General features: G+C 73.5%; 14 protein-coding genes. 5 read left to right on the forward strand and 9 right to left on the reverse strand.

What is annotated here, in order from left to right:
- Window positions 1-38: 38 nt before the first annotated feature.
- Both BUE29_RS17500 and BUE29_RS17505 read right to left on the reverse strand, forming a co-directional pair.
- Window positions 39-1898 (reverse strand): Na+/H+ antiporter, encoded by a 1860-nt coding sequence (locus BUE29_RS17500; protein WP_073391723.1) that lies wholly within the window; start codon window positions 1896-1898, stop codon window positions 39-41.
- Window positions 1899-1985: 87 nt separating this feature from the next.
- Window positions 1986-2852: an SCO4651 family lipoprotein gene (locus BUE29_RS17505; protein ID WP_073391724.1), complete on the reverse strand. Its 867-nt coding sequence runs from the start codon at window positions 2850-2852 to the stop codon at window positions 1986-1988.
- Window positions 2853-2948: 96 nt separating this feature from the next.
- Between BUE29_RS17505 and BUE29_RS17510 the strand changes: the two genes are divergently transcribed.
- From BUE29_RS17510 to BUE29_RS17520, 3 genes are all read left to right on the forward strand, one after another.
- A complete protein-coding gene (locus BUE29_RS17510) occupies window positions 2949-3824 on the forward strand; it encodes a helix-turn-helix domain-containing protein (protein ID WP_073391725.1) in 876 nt (291 codons plus the stop codon).
- Window positions 3825-4050: 226 nt separating this feature from the next.
- Complete coding sequence (locus BUE29_RS22175) at window positions 4051-4920, forward strand: helix-turn-helix domain-containing protein (protein WP_073391726.1); 870 nt, start codon at window positions 4051-4053, stop codon at window positions 4918-4920.
- 122 nt (window positions 4921-5042) lie between these two features.
- Window positions 5043-5912, forward strand: coding sequence for a helix-turn-helix domain-containing protein (locus BUE29_RS17520; protein ID WP_073391727.1), 870 nt, complete (start codon window positions 5043-5045; stop codon window positions 5910-5912).
- Window positions 5913-5923: 11 nt separating this feature from the next.
- Here BUE29_RS17520 and BUE29_RS17525 read toward each other — a convergent pair whose 3' ends face one another.
- Genes BUE29_RS17525 through BUE29_RS17535 form a run of 3 tightly spaced genes read right to left on the reverse strand, consistent with a single transcriptional unit; the run spans window position 5924 to window position 9332 of the window.
- On the reverse strand, window positions 5924-7453 hold the full coding sequence (locus BUE29_RS17525) for a class I SAM-dependent methyltransferase (protein ID WP_073391728.1): 1530 nt from the start codon (window positions 7451-7453) through the stop codon (window positions 5924-5926).
- 29 nt (window positions 7454-7482) lie between these two features.
- Window positions 7483-8358 carry an NAD(+)/NADH kinase gene (locus BUE29_RS17530; protein ID WP_073391729.1) on the reverse strand — a complete coding sequence of 292 codons (876 nt, stop codon included), beginning with the start codon at window positions 8356-8358 and terminating at the stop codon, window positions 7483-7485.
- Entirely contained in the window at window positions 8355-9332 is a 978-nt protein-coding gene (locus BUE29_RS17535) for an SPFH domain-containing protein (RefSeq protein WP_073391730.1), read from the reverse strand. Before BUE29_RS17535 ends, BUE29_RS17530 begins: the two co-directional genes overlap by 4 nt.
- A gap of 84 nt (window positions 9333-9416) precedes the next feature.
- On the opposite strand from BUE29_RS17535, the gene BUE29_RS17540 reads away from it, so the two are divergent.
- The gene (locus BUE29_RS17540) at window positions 9417-10088 is read left to right on the forward strand and encodes an NUDIX hydrolase (RefSeq protein WP_073391731.1); all 672 of its coding nucleotides are present in this window, start codon (window positions 9417-9419) and stop codon (window positions 10086-10088) included.
- Window positions 10089-10092: 4 nt separating this feature from the next.
- On the opposite strand, the gene BUE29_RS17545 is transcribed toward BUE29_RS17540, so the two are convergent.
- The 4 genes from BUE29_RS17545 to BUE29_RS17560 form a co-directional block, all read right to left on the reverse strand.
- Window positions 10093-10623: a DinB family protein gene (locus tag BUE29_RS17545; RefSeq protein ID WP_200800289.1), complete on the reverse strand. Its 531-nt coding sequence runs from the start codon at window positions 10621-10623 to the stop codon at window positions 10093-10095.
- Window positions 10624-10721: 98 nt separating this feature from the next.
- Window positions 10722-12371 (reverse strand): DNA repair helicase XPB, encoded by a 1650-nt coding sequence (locus BUE29_RS17550; protein ID WP_073391732.1) that lies wholly within the window; start codon window positions 12369-12371, stop codon window positions 10722-10724.
- A gap of 79 nt (window positions 12372-12450) precedes the next feature.
- Window positions 12451-14853, reverse strand: a complete 2403-nt coding sequence (locus BUE29_RS17555; protein WP_084181345.1) for a helicase-associated domain-containing protein — start codon at window positions 14851-14853, stop codon at window positions 12451-12453.
- A gap of 12 nt (window positions 14854-14865) precedes the next feature.
- A complete protein-coding gene (locus tag BUE29_RS17560) occupies window positions 14866-15069 on the reverse strand; it encodes a hypothetical protein (protein WP_073391733.1) in 204 nt (67 codons plus the stop codon).
- A gap of 177 nt (window positions 15070-15246) precedes the next feature.
- Here BUE29_RS17560 and BUE29_RS23520 point away from each other — a divergent pair, with 177 nt between their 5' ends.
- Window positions 15247-15630, forward strand: coding sequence for a cold-shock protein (locus tag BUE29_RS23520; protein ID WP_073391734.1), 384 nt, complete (start codon window positions 15247-15249; stop codon window positions 15628-15630).
- The last annotated feature ends 34 nt before the right edge of the window (window positions 15631-15664 follow it).

Below are 15664 nucleotides of genomic sequence, written 5' to 3' on the forward strand. Positions count from 1 at the left end.
CCGAAAGGGGACGAACGGGCGAAGCCGCCGGTGGGGCCTCAGCCGAGCAGGTCGTCCACGTAGCACCACCGCCACGCCTCGCCCGGCTCGAACGAGCGCATGACGGGGTGACCGGTCTCGTCGTAGTGGCCCAGGGCGTGCCGGCCGACCGAGGAGTCGCAGCACCCGACGTGCCCGCAGGTCAGGCACAGCCGCAGGTGCACCCATCGGGTGCCGTCGCGCAGGCACTCCTCGCACCCGTCGGGCGTGAGCGCCTTCATGACGTGGGGCGAGTCCTCCAGGTGCTCGCAGTCCCCCGCGCGACGCTCGTCGGTCATCAGCTGGTCGTCCACGCGGGCGGCGGCGTCGTCGATGCGGTCGAGCAGCGACTCCTCGAGGTCGATGGCCTGCAGCGACCGGCGCAGCACCTCGTCGTCGTAGACGCCCCGGTCGCGCGCCTCGAGGATCGACCCCCGTTCCGCGGAGAGCATCTGCAGTCGCAGCCGGCGGTAGGCCGCCGCAGGTGGTTCCAGCTCGGACTGCGCGCGGCCGAGCTGCTCCCAGAGCCGGTTGCTGCGGCTCATCGCGCGTTCGCGCAGTGCCTCGACGACTTCTTCGGGGTCGTCGTCGGTGCGTACCTCGTCGAGGGCGGCGATGCCGGCCTGGGCGGCGGTGTGCACGAGACCGGCGCTCTGCAACGCGTCCTCGGCCGGATCGGGGCCGGGTAGCCCGGTGCGCCGGACGAGCCACGGCAGGGTCAGGCCCTGCAGCAGCAGCGTCCCGGCCACGACGGCGAAGGCGGCGAGTGCGAGCAGCGACTTGCGCGGTGTCTCGTTCGGCAGGACGAAGACGGCGGCGAGCGTGACGACGCCGCGCATGCCCGCCCACGACACCACGGCCGACACCTGCCAGCTCCACGCGTTGCCGCGGACGAGCTTCAAGGTGGTGGTGGCCGCGGCCATCCACACGATGCGGGCCACGATCGTCACCACGAGCACGATCGCGCAGATGCCGACGACCTCGAGCCAGGGCAGGTGCTCGTCGCGCGCGTCGGCGAGCAGGGTGCGGATCTGCAGTCCGATGAGCAGGAAGACGACGTTCTCGAGCAGGAACTGCACGGTGCGCCAGTTGCTGTTCTCCGCGATGCGCGAGCTCGCGTTCTGCAGCCGCGGGGAGTTGTGGCCGAGCAGCAGGCCGCAGACCACGACGGCGAGCACGCCCGAGGCGTGGATCTCCTCGGCGGGCAGGAAGGCGACGTACGGGGCGGCGAAGGACAGCGTGGTGTCCAGGACGACGTCGTCGATGCGCCTGCGGACGAGGCCGAGCACGACGGCGGCGACGACGCCGATCAGCACGCCTCCGCCGGCGGCGCGCAGGAAGTCCCAGCCGACCTCCCACGGCGTGATGGTCGCGGAGATCGCGGCGATGGCGGTGTTCAGGGCGACCAGGGCGGTCGCGTCGTTGACCAGGCTCTCGCCCTCGAGGATGGCCACGATCCGCCGCGGCATGTCGACCCGCCGGGCGACCGTCGTGGCCGCGACCGCGTCGGGGGGCGCCACCACCGCCCCGAGCGCGAACGCGGCGGCGAGGGACACCGACGGCACCACCCACCAGGCGACGAGGCCGACCGCGACGGTCGTGAAGGCGACGAGGCCCACCGACAGCAGCAGGATCGGGCGCCGGTTGGTGCGGAAGTCGACGAGGGAGGTGCGGATCGCGGCGGCGTAGAGCAGCGGCGGCAACAACCCGACCAGGACGAGGTCCGGAGTGAGGGTGATCTCCAGGAAGCCGGGGACGAAGGACAGCGCGACCCCGATGACGACCAGCACGAGCGGCTCGGACCACGCGAGACGCCGGGCGAACCCCGCCGTGAACCCGACGATCGCGACGAGGGCGAGGATGTCGAGCGCGGCGTGCACCTGGTCATTCTGCCTGGCGTGCCGCCTGCGGGTCGGCGGCGTGGACGCGATCCGCGCCGCGACGGACCGCGCGGGTCCGTGCCGGGGTCAGAGCTTGCCCACCTTGCTCGCGGGGGGCGCAGAGATCGTGACCGGCTGGTTGTACCGGCTCACGGTGACGACGGACGAGACGGTCTGCCCCTGGACGGTGAGCTTCGTGGTGACCCGCGCCGGACGGCCCTGGTCGTCGACGTAGAGCTCGACCGGCACCTCGGCGACGCCGGCCTTGGCGATGTCGCCCTTGCCGGGGTAGGTCGAGGGCAGCCGCTGCGGGTCGACGACGACGCGGTAGTGCGTGGTCGCTGTGCCCGCGACGTCCTCCGGACCCACCTTCTGCAGCGACTTCGCCGCGGCGACGAACGCCCGGGACGAGTCGAGCGAGGCCGACGACCGGGTCGAGGCCAGGTTGGCGGCCAGCTGCCGCACGATCGTGTTCGAGCTGTCCTCGCTCACCTGGACGAAGGGCTTGCCGCCGTTGGGGACCGTGCCGATCGGCAGCTGCGCCCAGGCCTTCTGGCCGACGATGATGATGCGGATGTCCTGGCCCGCGACGCGCTGCGAGATGTCGAGGTCGGTGAGCTTGCCGTTGGCCAACCTCTCGTCACCGGCGCCGGTGATGGTCTGGCCGTTGACCGACGTGTCAAGCGTCAGGTGCGCGCTCGTGATGCCGGCGACGCCCGCGCGCATCTGCGCCGCGAGGGCGGCCACGTCGCCCTGGTCGCCGCTCCCCGACGACGCGCCGGTGGTCGACGACGCGGCCGACGTCGACGATCCGGCCGACGTCGACGACCCGGCCGCGCCGGCCGACCCCGACGACGAGCCGGCGGAGAACGAGTTGTCCGACGAACCGCAGGCGGCGAGGGCGGCGAGCGCCGGGACGGCGGCGGCGAGGAGGATCCGGCGGCGAATGATCATGCGGCTTGCTTTACCCAAACACAACGCGGGTCAAGCGGGTTCGCGGCGGCGGCCCCGCCGCCCGGTCCGGCGGCTGCCGCTGCCTATGCTGCTGCGGTGTCGAGGGCGAACGCCGCGTCCGACGCGCTGCGCCGGCTGCGCCGCGCGGCGGGCTTGAGCCAGGAAGAGCTCGCGGCCCGCAGCGGCGTGAGCGCGCGGACGATCCGCACGCTGGAGTCGGGCGGGGCACGCCGGCCGCACCGCGACACCGTGACGGCCGTGGCCGATGCGCTCGGGCTCGATGGTGCCGACCGGGCCGCCTTCGCGGCCTCGTGGCGCAGCGACCGGTTGACGATGTCGGAGATGTTCCGGTCGCAGAGCCCGGCGAGGGCGATGGAAGAGCAGCTCTCACGGCAGCGCGAGCGCATCCGTGACCTCGTCGTCGACATGTCGGTCGAGGTCCGCGCCGACCGGCGCTGGGGGCTCTCGCGCATCCGGCGCACGATCGAGGTGGTCGCCGCCGAGGGGGTCGACCACATCCACTGGATGTTCAGCTTCGACCCGCTGGTCGTCGACGGCGCCGCGTTCGTCGCCGCCCGGTGCGTCAACGTCGCGGTCACCGACAGCTTCGTCCTGCCCGAGTCCGGCGCGAAGGCGTTCGCGGGGGATCTCGGCCGGACCTTCGAGCAGGGGGAGCGGTTCGTGCTCGAGTACGAGTACGACTACGAGCCCGCCTACCTGTCCGGCGGCCGCCGCGCGGCCGCCGACACCGAGGCCCTGTTCGCCTCGGCCACGCCGATGCAGGTCCTCGTCACCGACGTCACCTTCGACCCGCGGGCCGTGCCGGCGCGGGTGTGGCAGGTCAGCCAGGACTCGGTGGCCGGCCCGGCGACCGTCGTGCGCGAGCTGTCGCTCGGCCGTTTCGGTCACGCGCAGGCCGTGGTCTGCCCCGTTCCCAGCGGGGTCCACGGCATCCGGTGGAGCTGGGACTGAGCCGACAGCCGGCGAAGGTTGCCGCTGAGGCTTCCTGTCCTGGCCGTCGCCGGTTACGTAACGTCGGCGTGAGCGCGGACGTCGTATCCGGCGGGCGCGATCTGCCGGCCACCCGGGCTCGCCCGGTCCCGCTGGGAGGGACAGATCGCGGCCGCCCGACGGCCCGCGGCGGCAGGGCGGCGGCCGCACCGGCGGGCGGCCGTCGCCCCGTTCCTATACTCCGGCTGTGCCCACGGTGTCGGCGGCGGTCACCCTGCGACAGCTGCGCCGGGAGGCGGGGCTGAGCCAGGAGGAGCTCGCCCACCGCAGCCGGCTCAGCGCGCGCACGATCCGCACGCTGGAGTCCGGCAGCGCCCGACGTCCGCACCGCGACACGCTGCTGGCGGTGGCGCAGGCCCTGGAGCTCGGTGGAGCGCAGCGGGCGGCGTTCGTCGCGTCGTGGCGCGGGAGCCGGCTGGCGATGGCCGACGTCTTCCGGGACCGCAATCCGAAGCGGGCGGTGGAACGGGAGCTCACCCGGCAGCGCGAGCTGATCCGCGACCTCGCCGTGGAGCTGTCGGTGAACGTCCGGGCCGACCGGTGGCTCGAGGTCTCGCGGATCCGTCGGACGTTCGAGGTGGTGGGCGAGGGGCTCGATCGCTACCTCTGGCTGGCCAGCCTCGACTTCGCGACCGTCGACCCCGGGCGGGTGACCGTGCGCAGCTCGACCAACCTCGACGTCGCCGACACCTTCGAGCTGCCCGAGTCCGGCGCCAAGGCCTTCCTCGGGGTGTTCGGGCAGACCCTGCCTCCCGGCACCCGCTACGTGCTCGACTACGAGATCGACTACACCGCGGCCCGGCGGGACCCCACCGGTCCGGCCGACCCCGAAGTGGACACGCTGTTCGTCGCGGCGACCCCGATGCAGCTGCTGACCGTCCAGGCGCGCTTCGACGTGGACGCCCTGCCGGCGCGCCTGTGGCAGGTGCGCCACGAGTCGGTGACCGGGCCCGAGGAGGTGGTCGGCGACGTCGCGGTGTCGCCGTTCGGCCTGGCGCAGGTCGTGCTCGCCCCGGCGCCGAGCGGGGTGCACGGCATCCGCTGGTCCTGGGACTGAGGAGCGGCCCGCCGGGCGTTTCGCGGGAGCGGGTCGCCCGGGGCGCGCTCCTATACTTCCGCGGTGCTCACGTCGTCGGCGGCCGTGCCGCGCGTCCGACGCGTCGCCCGAGGTCGGGACTGATGCCGCCGGTCGCGTCGGCGGCTGCCCACACCCTGCGCCGGCTGCGCCGGGACGCCGGGTTCAGTCAGGAGGATCTCGCGCACCGCTCCGGCGTCAGCGAGCGCACCATCCGATCCCTCGAGTCCGGGCGCGCGAAGCGCCCGCACCGCGACACCCTCGGCGAGGTCGCCCGCGCGCTGGGCCTCGAGCGGGCCGAGACCGAGTCCTTCGTGGCCTCGTGGCGCCAGGAACACCGGCGGCTCGACGAGTACTTCAGTGCGGCCGCACCCGAGGAGGCGATGCAGCGGGACTTCGCCGCGCAGCGCGACACGCTGCGCGACCTGCAGGTCAGCACCACGCTCCTCGTGGGCGCCGACCGGCTGCACCAGCACCTGATCACCCGGCGGACGTTCCAGGTGGTGGTCGACGGCGTCGCGGACTTCCTCTGGATGGTGAGCTTCGACCCGGTCACCGTCGACCCGGAGCTGTTCGCGCCGTCGGCCTGCAGCAACATGGACCTCGCCGCGAGCGTCGACGTTCTCGACGGCGCCAAGGCCTTCCTCGGCGACTTCCGGCGTGGCCTGCGCGCGGGTGAGATCTACAGCGTCGAGTACACGATGGACTACACCTCGGCCCACCGGGCCGAGGTCGTCGACTTCGAGACCGACGACGAGTCGCTGTTCTCGGCGGTGCGGCCGCTCTCGCTGTTCCTCGAGGTGCGCTTCGACCCGGCCGCGCTCCCGCGGGCCGCATGGCACGTCGAGCAGGAGACGGTGGACCGGCGCGCCGACGTCGTCAGCCCGCTCCCGGTAAGCCCCTTCGGGATCGTGCAAGTCGCCGTGCCGTCCGCCGCCCCGGGCGTCCACGGCATCCGCTGGGCCTGGGACTGAGCCCGGCGGGGTCACCCCTCGTGCGGCGCTCCCGCGACCAGGAGCAGGTGCGTGTCGGGCCAGTCGAGCGCGCGGCCGTCGGGGGTGGTGAGCGCGGCGGCGGGGTCGAAGACGTGCTCCACCATCCAGTCGTTGCGCCACGGGCCCGAGCGCGGGTCGACGGTGAGGCCGACCGAGTCGGCCAGCCGGACCCAGTCGTCCCAGCCGAAGTGGCAGAACGTCTCGTGCATCTCCGAGAGCCAGTTGTCGGTGTAGCTCATCGTCTCGAGGAACTCCATGGCGTCGCGCAGTGACAGCTGGACGGTCCGTTCGTCGACGACCTCGTAGTCGAACGGACCGTGGAAGTCCTGGGCGAACTGCGCGACGCGCGAACCCGGCGGGAGCGCGTCCAGGTGCGCGCGGGCGGCGACGGTGGTCAGGTCGACGGCGGGGGTGCGGACGTCACCGTCGTGGAAGCGCAGACGCACCGGGCGGTCGGGCTCGGCCGGACCGCACACGTCGGAGTTGATCCACACGCCGCCGGGCGCCGTGTGCGCGGCGAGGGTCGCGGCGAAGCTGCGCAGGTCGGCCGCGCCGTCGCCGTAGCTGTAGATCTCGTGCGTGAGGGCGAAGGTCATCGTCGTGTCGACGGTGCGGTCGGGGAAGACCCGGCCGGCGAGCACGTTGCGCTGGTGGAAGAAGGTGTTGGGGTTCGCGAACGCGCCCTGCGCCTTCTTGTGCTCGCACTCCTCGAACAGGTGGCGCGCGACCTCGATGCCGAAGAGGTCGGACTCGGCCAGGCCGGGCTCGGCCGCGGCGAGCTCCAGCATGCCGCCCGTGGCGCAGCCGACGTCGACGATGCGACCGGGGCGCACGTACGGCCGGGCCTGCGCCCACTTGCGGCGGGCGGCGTGCTCGAACGACGTGCTGTAGGTGCGGTAGTCGCGGGTGTCGGTGAGCGAGCCCTCGCCGCTGACGACGGGGTCGGCGGCGAGCATGCGCACGTGCTCGGCCAGGCCGTAGCGGTCGACGACGTCGACGCTCGCCGGGTGGGCGTCGCGGCGCCACGTGTCGTCACCGGCGGCGAGCCGGTCGAGCAGCTGCCACGGCGTGGCCGGCGCCGTCACCTCGCCCTGCTCGACCGGGGCGACCCGGAAGCCGAGGGCGCGGTACAGCGCGGCGACCGCGGGTGTCGAGCACGCGACGACCGTGTCGTCGGGGGTGAGTTCGCGGCCGGTTGCGTGCCGGACGTTCTTGAGGGTGATCTCGGCGAACCGGTCCGTCGGCGCGACGTCGACGACCGGGACGACGAGCGAGTGCAGGCCCTCACGCCACGAGAACTGCTCGATGGCGGCCTCACGCCGGTGGGCGGCGATCGGGTTGCGACGGGTGTTCTGGTGGTTCGCGCTCGTCACCGCCCACACGACGGTGGCGTCGCCGGCCACGTGGATCGGATCGCCGGCATCGTCGGCGAGCCAGCCGCCGAGCAGGTCGGCGAGGTAACGGGCCTGGAAGCGGGTGAGCAGGTGATGTCGACCGGGGAACAAGACATGACGCGGCACGGGCTCATTGTGTCCGCCACGCCCGGACGTCAGTGCACGAGGTGCAGCGTGCGGCCCGCGACGCCGATGCGGATGGACTGCCCCCAGGTCGGCTGGAGGGCGTCGGCCTCGATGCCGTCGCCGAACGCGACGAGCCGGTCGGACGCCACGGTGACGACGAGCTCACCGTCGAGGCTGCCCTCGGTCAACGACGTGCCCGTCGTCGGCGACGGCCACGCCTCGCGCACGAACCAGGCCAGCCGCTGCTCCTGCGGCGCGGGCAGCGACAGCGCGCTGTGTCGTTCGAGGGCGGCCGAGGCGCACCAGCCGGTGGCACCCGTGCCGGTCGCGGCGATGAGGCCCGACGACGCCTGCGCCTCGGTGCGACCGTCGGGCAGCGTCAGCGTCCACCGTGCGGTCTGGTGCGACGCGTGGCCGACGTAGATCTCGTTGAGCGCGAGCAGTTCCTGACCGTCGTCGGTGCGGGCGGCCACCATCGTCCTCGCCTCGACCTCGTCGCGGTGGCGGAGCAACGCGGCGGTGCGCGACGGCTCGTGCGATACGAGTACACCGGCGTTGCGGCCGGGCTCGGGGTCGATGCCGATCACCGGTTGCCCGTCGAGGTACTTGGCCGCGTTGGCGACGAGACCGTCCTGCCCGACGACCACCACGACGTCCTCGGGCGTGAAGAGGAAGCGCGACAGGTCGGCACGCTCCACCGTGCCGCGTCGCCAGTCGACGGGCACGGCGGCCGCCGCCTCGGCCAGGGCGGCCCGGACCGCCGCGTGACGTTGCTCCACCTCGGCGATGTCGCGGCCGCGCGTGCGCAGGAAGAAGGCGGCCTGCCCACGTGACCCGTGCCGTTCGAGCAGCTCCTCGTACTCGGTACGGCGGTGGACGAACACCACCCGCGGCGCGAGCGTCATGCCCGCTCCCCGAGTCGGGCCAGCACCGGGGCCAGCAGGTCGGGCGTGACGGTCAGGTGGTCGATGTTCGGCAGGTTCGCGGCGAGCTCGCGGACGGCCAGCGCCAGCAGTACCTCCGGGTCGAGATCGCGGTACGGCGCAACCTGGGCCTCACCGTCGGCGCGGGTGGCCTCGGCGCGGACCGCGGCGAGGTCGCGGGTGCGTGCCGCCTCGGCCCCGACGGCGATCCGGTCGGCCGCGGCGGCCTCCTCGGCGGCGCGGCGGTCGTTGGCGCCCTGCTGGCCCACCAGCTGCTCGGTGCGCCGGGCCAGCTCGATCCGGTTCTGGAGCTCGTTCTCGGCGATCGCGCGCTCGCGCTCGACGGCGAGGGCGCGCCGCTCGTACGTCGCGCGGTCGGCGTCCTGCTGGATGTGCTCGCGTGTCGGGGTCTGCAGCGCGCGCTCGACCTCGGCCTCGGGGCGGATCGCCACGACGCGGACGTCGAGGACGGCCACGCCGGTGGTGGTGAGCCGCGCATCGCCCTGCAGCCCCGCGGCGATGCGGTCGCGGACGGCCCGCACGCCGTCGGTCAGGGCGGTGTCGAGCGGCGTCACGGTCAGCAGGTCGAGCGCGTGCTGCTGGGCGGACTCGGTGAGCATGCCGGCCAGCTGCTCCAGCGGTGCGTTGGTCCAGCGTCCGCTCGCGGGGTCGATGGCGAAGTCGAGTCGCGTGGTGGCAGCGGTCGGGTCGACGACCCGGTACGTGACGGTCGCCTGGACGGTGACGTCCTGGAAGTCGCTGGTGCGCGCGTGGAACAGCAGCGGCAGCTCGCGATCGTCCATCGGGACCTCGGACAGCACCGCGCTGAGCGGCCGGAACCAGAACGCGGCGGCGGTGCCCTCGTGGGCGACCCGGCCGTTGCGCAGGTGCCGCACGTAGCTCGTGGGGCCGACCTGCAGGTGCCGGGTGAAGGGGTAGCGGGTGACGGTGGCCATGTCTCCTCCTGTTATTAGCGTCAGATTGACGATAAACAGGATGAGTGCTTGTCGTCAAGATGACGATTACGTACGATCGGTGGCGTGGAACACCCGCCGTTCGCGGTCACCGTCGACCTCGTCGTCCTCACCATCCGCGACGACGAGCTGTGCGTGCTGCTCGTGCGTCGCGGCGAGGCGCCGTACGCCGGTCGGTGGGCGCTGCCCGGCGGGTTCGTCCGGCCGGACGAGGACCTCGATGCCGCCGCCGCGCGGGAGCTGGCCGAGGAGACGGGAGTGCGCCCCGCCGACGTCCACGTGGAGCAGCTGGCGAGCTACGGCGCGCCGCGGCGCGATCCCCGGATGCGGGTCGTCACCGTCGCCTATCTCGCGCTCGCGCCGTCGCTGCCGTCACCGATAGCCGGTACCGACGCCGCCGAGGCGCGATGGACGCCAGTGGAGCGGGTGCGCCGAATCGCCTTCGACCACGACCGCATCCTGACCGACGGTATTGCGCGTGCTCGCGCAAAACTGGAGTACGCGCCGGTCGCCACCGCGTTCTGCGCGCCGGAGTTCACCGTTGCCGAGCTGCGTCGCGTCTACGAGATCGTGTGGGGTGTCCCGCTCGACCCGCGCAACTTCCATCGCAAGGTCACCGGCGTCCCCGGGCTCCTGGCGCCCGCCGGCACGACCACGACACGCAACGGCGGACGTCCGGCGGAGCTATACCGGCGTGGCCCCGCCGAACTGCTGCTGCCCCCGATCCTGCGGGGCTGACCGGTCAGGGACGGACGTCCCACGCGTGGTGGGCGAGGTCGTGCAGGACGTAGCGGGCGAAGGACTCGACGGTGAACACCGAGCCGTTGGAGCGTCGGCCGGGGCGTTGCCACTGCTCGTCGCGAACGGCGCCGAACGCGGCGGCGACGACCTCGGCGGCGGCCTCGAGCCCGACCGCCACGGCGGCCGGCTGCTGCTCCCAGTACCGCGCGGCGAGCGCGGTCTCGTCCTGGTCCCAGTCGTCGAACACCGGGTCGTCCTCGGTGAGCATCAGCGTGAGGCGTCGCGTGCCGATCGCGCACACGTCGCGCACGTGCGCGGCGTACTCCAGCGGCGACCAGACGGTGGGCGCGGGACGCTCGCCCGCGCCCGGCCGGTCGAGGGCGTCGTGCAGGACGGCGGCGTAGCGCCGCAGGAGCGCGGGCACGTCGGCCCGCTCGACCGCCCGTGCGTCGAAGCCGCACTCCGGGCACGGCCGCGTCAGCGTCCAGGTCCAGTCCTTATCGTCCGGCACGGGCACCGCGGGTGTCGTCACCGCGCGGACGCTACCGCTCTCGCGCCGAGTGGTCGCTCGGTATTCCGACTGGTCGGCGAGACGGCGACCAGTCGACGTGCGAACGACCACTCGCGGGACTAGAGCGGCCGGAGCAGGTCGTCGGCGTCGACGATCGTGTACGCGTAGCCCTGCTCGGCGAGGAAGCGCTGCCGGTGCGCGGCGTACTCGGCGTCGAGGGTGTCGCGCGAGACCACGGTGTAGAAATGCGCCTGCCGGCCGTCGGCCTTGGGGCGCAGCACGCGGCCGAGGCGCTGGGCCTCCTCCTGCCGGGAGCCGAAGGTCCCCGACAGCTGGATGGCCACGGCCGCCTCGGGCAGGTCGATCGAGAAGTTGGCGACCTTGGACACGACGAGCACGCGCTGCTCGCCGCGGCGGAACTCGTCGTAGAGCCGCTCGCGCTCCTTGGTGCTCGTCGAACCCTGGATGACGGGAGCGCCGTCGAGCTCGGCCGACACGTCGTCGAGCTGGTCGAGGTAGGCGCCGATCACGAGCACCTGCTCGTCGGGGTGGCGGTCGAGGATCGAGCGGATCACCGGCAGCTTGGTGCGCGCGGTGGCGGCGAGCTTGTACCGCTCCTCGGGCTCGGCCGTCGCGTACGTCATCCGCTCGGCGTCGGTGAGGGTCACCCGCACCTCGGTGCAGTCGGCCGGGGCGATCCAGCCCTGGTTCTCGATGTCCTTCCACGGCGCGTCGTAGCGCTTGGGCCCGATGAGGGAGAAGACGTCGCCCTCGCGACCGTCCTCACGGATGAGGGTGGCGGTCAGCCCGAGCCGCCGTCGCGACTGCAGGTCGGCGGTGAGACGGAAGATCGGCGCGGGCAGCAGGTGCACCTCGTCGTAGATGATCAGGCCCCAGTCGCGCGAGTCGAACAGCTCGAGGTGGCGGTACTCGCCCTTCCGGCGGCTCGTCATCACCTGATAGGTCGCGATCGTGACCGGGCGGATCTCCTTGCGCTCGCCGCTGTACTCGCCGATCTCGTCCTCGGTGAGCGACGTGCGCGCGAGGAGCTCGCGCCGCCACTGCCGGCCGGCCACGGTGTTGGTGACGAGGATCAGCGTGGTGGCCTTCGCCTGCGCCATGGCGGCGGCGCCGACCATCGTCTTGCCGGCACCGCAGGGCAGCACGACGACGCCCGACCCGCCGGCCCAGAACATGTCGGCGGCCTGTTGCTGGTAGTCGCGCAGCGACCAGTCGTCCTGATCGAGGTCGATCGCGTGGGCCTCGCCGTCGACGTACCCGGCGTGGTCCTCGGCCGGCCACCCCACCTTCAACAGCGCCTGCTTGAGCCGGCCCCGCTCGGACGGGTGGACGAGCACGGTGTCGTCGTCGACGCGGGTGCCGAGCATCGGTGCGATCTTCTTCTGCCGCAGCACCTCCTCGAGCACCGCGCGGTCGAGCGAGACGAGCGCCAGCCCGTGGTTCGGGTGCTTCACCAGCTGCAGCCGGCCGTAGCGGTCCATGGTGTCGGCGACGTCGACGAGGAGCGCGTGCGGCACCGCGTAGCGCGAGTACCGCACCAGCGCGTCGACGACCTGCTCGGCGTCGTGCCCCGCAGCCCGCGCGTTCCACAGCCCCAGCGGCGTCAACCGGTAGGTATGGACGTGCTCGGGCGAGCGCTCGAGCTCGGCGAAGGGGGCGATGGCGCCGCGGGCCTCGGCGGCCTGCGGGTGGTCGACCTCGAGCAGCAGGGTCTTGTCGGACTGGACGATGAGGGGGCCGTCGGTCACGGTGCTCCAAACGGGTGAGGGCGACTGTCCATTGTCGCAAACATCCGGCGACTCCGCGCTGTTCCGCGGGCTGGCCGGATCAGTGGTCCTCGCCGTCGTCGTTCTGGTCGTCGTCGTTCTCGTCGTCGTTCTCGTCGTCGTTCTCGTCGAGGATGCGGATCGCGGTGATGCGGTGCACCGGGTAGGACGCGAGCCCCTGCCGGCCCCGCTCGTAGCCGCGCACGGTGCCGGCGGCGAGCGAGATCGGCTGCATCGTGTGCGCGGTGGTGCTGCCGTCGGCCTCCGCGCAGCCGAACCAGACGAGCCGGGCCTCGCGGACCGCGGTGCGCAGCTGCTCCATCGTGCTCGCCGACGTCACACCCGGGACCTGCGCGGCGATCGTGCGCACCCGGGGGTCGTTGCCGGCGAGCGCGTCGCCGGAGCGGATGCGTCGGACGAGCTCGGCGGTCTGCGAACCGCTGTCGGCCGCGCGGCGGGTGACTGCGGTGCGCGCGGGCGGCCGTGGGCCCGCGCGCGGCGGCTCGACGCCCAGGGTGACGAGCTCGCCGTCGGGGGACTCTGCGGCGGGGGCGAAACCGGCCTCGCGCAGCGTGTCGAGGACGTCGGTCACCGACGCGGTGGCGACCACGACGGTCGGCGCCAGCAGCCGCAGCCCCAGGGACGCGGTGGCGCGGTCGGCGACGACGCGGGCCAGGAGGGACACGTCGTCGCAGCGCAGGTACGCGCCGGCGACCCCGGTGCGCAGGACGCCGTGGCGGCGGGCCGCGTCCTCGACCAGGTAGCTCAGCCCCTGCGGCACGGGAGTCCGCGAGTGCGCCGCGATGTAGCCGGCGATGTCGCGACCGGACCGGCCGGCGTCGAGCGCGCGCCGGACCGAGCGCTCGGTGATGCGGTAGACGCTCGCGCCGCCGGTGGACTCCAGGTCGGCGAGCAGGCCGAGCTCGATCCCCAGCGCCGGTTCCGGCGGTCCGGGGACGACGACGGTGAGGTCGGGCTGGACGAGGAACTGGTCGACGGGGGCGGGCAACGCGCCGTCGAGGGCATGCTCGGCGGCCGAGGCCGAGCCGGCGAGCAGCGTGCGGGTGTAGCCGGTGACGCCCCCGGCGGCGGTCAGCCCCAGCAGGTCGGTCTCGGCCAGCACGGCCTCCACCAGCGGGCGCATCGCGGCGGCGCGTCGGGGCTGGTGCCACGCCAGCCGGGCCAGGATCTCGCCCCGGTCGGCCGGTGCGCTCCCCGGCGGCAGCTCGACGAGCGCGTCCAGCACCTGACGCCGCTGGGCCGGGACGGTGCCGCGCTCGACGTCCGGGCCCAACGCGGTGATGACGCGGTCGCGGTCGCCGCGCTGCCCGACCAGGCTCGGCTGGCGGGTCATGCCCAGCCAGGCCGTGACCAGCGCGAGCCAGCGCTGCGCGGTGTCGCGACCGCGCCAGATGTCGTACTCACCGGTGGGCAGGAACACCGGCTCCATGCCGTTGGTGGCGTTGACGAGCCCGGCCGCGTAGGCGACCTCGGCGACGACCGCGGTGGCGGCCTCGTCCAGGTCGAGGTCCTTCGCCGTCCGGCGCAGGTCACGTACCCCCAGACCGCCCGAGCGCAGCACCGACGGCGCGTGGGCCGTCCAGCTCCCGGCGAGGGTGTCGACGAGCCGCAGCACGTCGAGCACCTCGGTGGTGCCGAGGCGGTCGAGCTCGACCGGCGCCCGTTCGACCAGGCGCACCGCCGGCGGTTCGGCGCCGGGGGCACCACCTGCCCGGCCGCCGTCGGTCGCGCCACGCAGGACGCGGCCGACCTCCCGCGGCAGCTCCACCCGGTGCCCGTCGATGGGGACGACGAGGCCGCGCCGCACGAGCCGCTGGGCGGCCGACGGCGTGGCCGTCGTGGCCGACGTCCCCAGGTCGCGGACCGTCCCCACGGGCGGCCCCGCCGCCAGCAGCTCGAGCACCTCACGCTCGTCGGCGTCGCTCTCGGCGACGCGCGCGGCCACGGCCTCGGCGTCGGCGTAGAAGGCGGCCGGCTGCGCCACGGCGCCCGCGACACCCGTGCCGCGCAGCAGCGCCACCGCGGGTCGACCGAGCCCGGCGGGGTAGGCGCCGAGGGTCTCGCGCACCGTCGGCACGATCCGCACCTGCTCGGGCGTCCCCCACACCAGGGCGCGGTCGAACAGCTCGGCGAGGCCGGCGGGCTCGTCGGGGACCACGGCATCCTGCGGCTCGCCGGCGTCCGCGGCCAGCGCGAGGTTCTCCAGGATCCGCAGGGTGTACGCGTCGAGCGCGTCGACCGCCCGCTGCACCGAGGTCCGCACGACGGCACGTGCGGCCAGCGAGGCGATGTCGGCCGGCGTCGGCAGGCCGAGATCGGGGCGCAGCGTCAGCAGCTGCGCGAGCTCGCGGTCGCTGCGCCGACGCAGCCACTCGGCCAGCGTGGCCGGTGGGGCGTCATCGTCGCCGCCGCCGCTGCGTGCGGGCTCCGGCGTCGCGGCCACGGGCGGGCGCGCTCAGCGCCCGTCGGCGAGGTGCGGACGCTCCTCGCGCGTCGGGTGGACGTAGAAGAGCCGGTCGGTCGGCAGCGGGAACTCGGTGTCGCCGAACGGGGAGTGGGCACCGGCGGCGTCGGACACGAGCTCGGAGACCAGGAAGTCGTCGTCGGTGTCGTGGGTCGAGCGGAACTGCTCGGGCAGACGGGGCGACGTGGCGGCCATTGACGGTCCCTCTCACGGGGTCGAACGCGGACTGACGAGTGTATCCGGACGTCGCCGCCCCCGCCGCGGCGACCGCAGCCGATATCGCTGCGTCGGGAGTCCCGCGACCGGTAGCCTGGTCGCGGGAGGCATCGCCGCGGCGGTGCCTCGAAATTCGTCCAGCACCGAGGAGCCCCCGTGCCTGCCGGCAGAGTCAAGTTCTTCAACGCGGAGAAGGGCTTCGGCTTCGTCTCCAACGACGAGGGCGACGACGTCTTCGTCCACCGTGACGCGCTGCCCGACGGAATGCAGGACATCAAGCCCGGGACCCGCGTCGAGTACGGCATCGTCTCGGGACGCAAGGGACTGCAGGCCATGCAGGTACGACTGCTCGACCCGGTGCCCTCCGTGGTGCGCAACGCCCGCAAGCCCGCCGAGGAGATGGCCCCGCTCGTCGAGGACCTCATCAAGCTGCTCGACAGCACGTCGAACACGCTGCGGCGCGGTCGCTACCCCGATCGTCCGGAGGCCCGCAAGATCGCCGGACTGCTCCGCGCCTTCGCCGACAATCTGGATGCTTGACCGCCTCCCCGGCACTTCACTGTTGTCGGCTCGA

Source organism: Jatrophihabitans endophyticus (genome assembly GCF_900129455.1).
In the GTDB taxonomy this organism is placed as follows: Bacteria; Actinomycetota; Actinomycetes; order Mycobacteriales; family Jatrophihabitantaceae; genus Jatrophihabitans; species Jatrophihabitans endophyticus.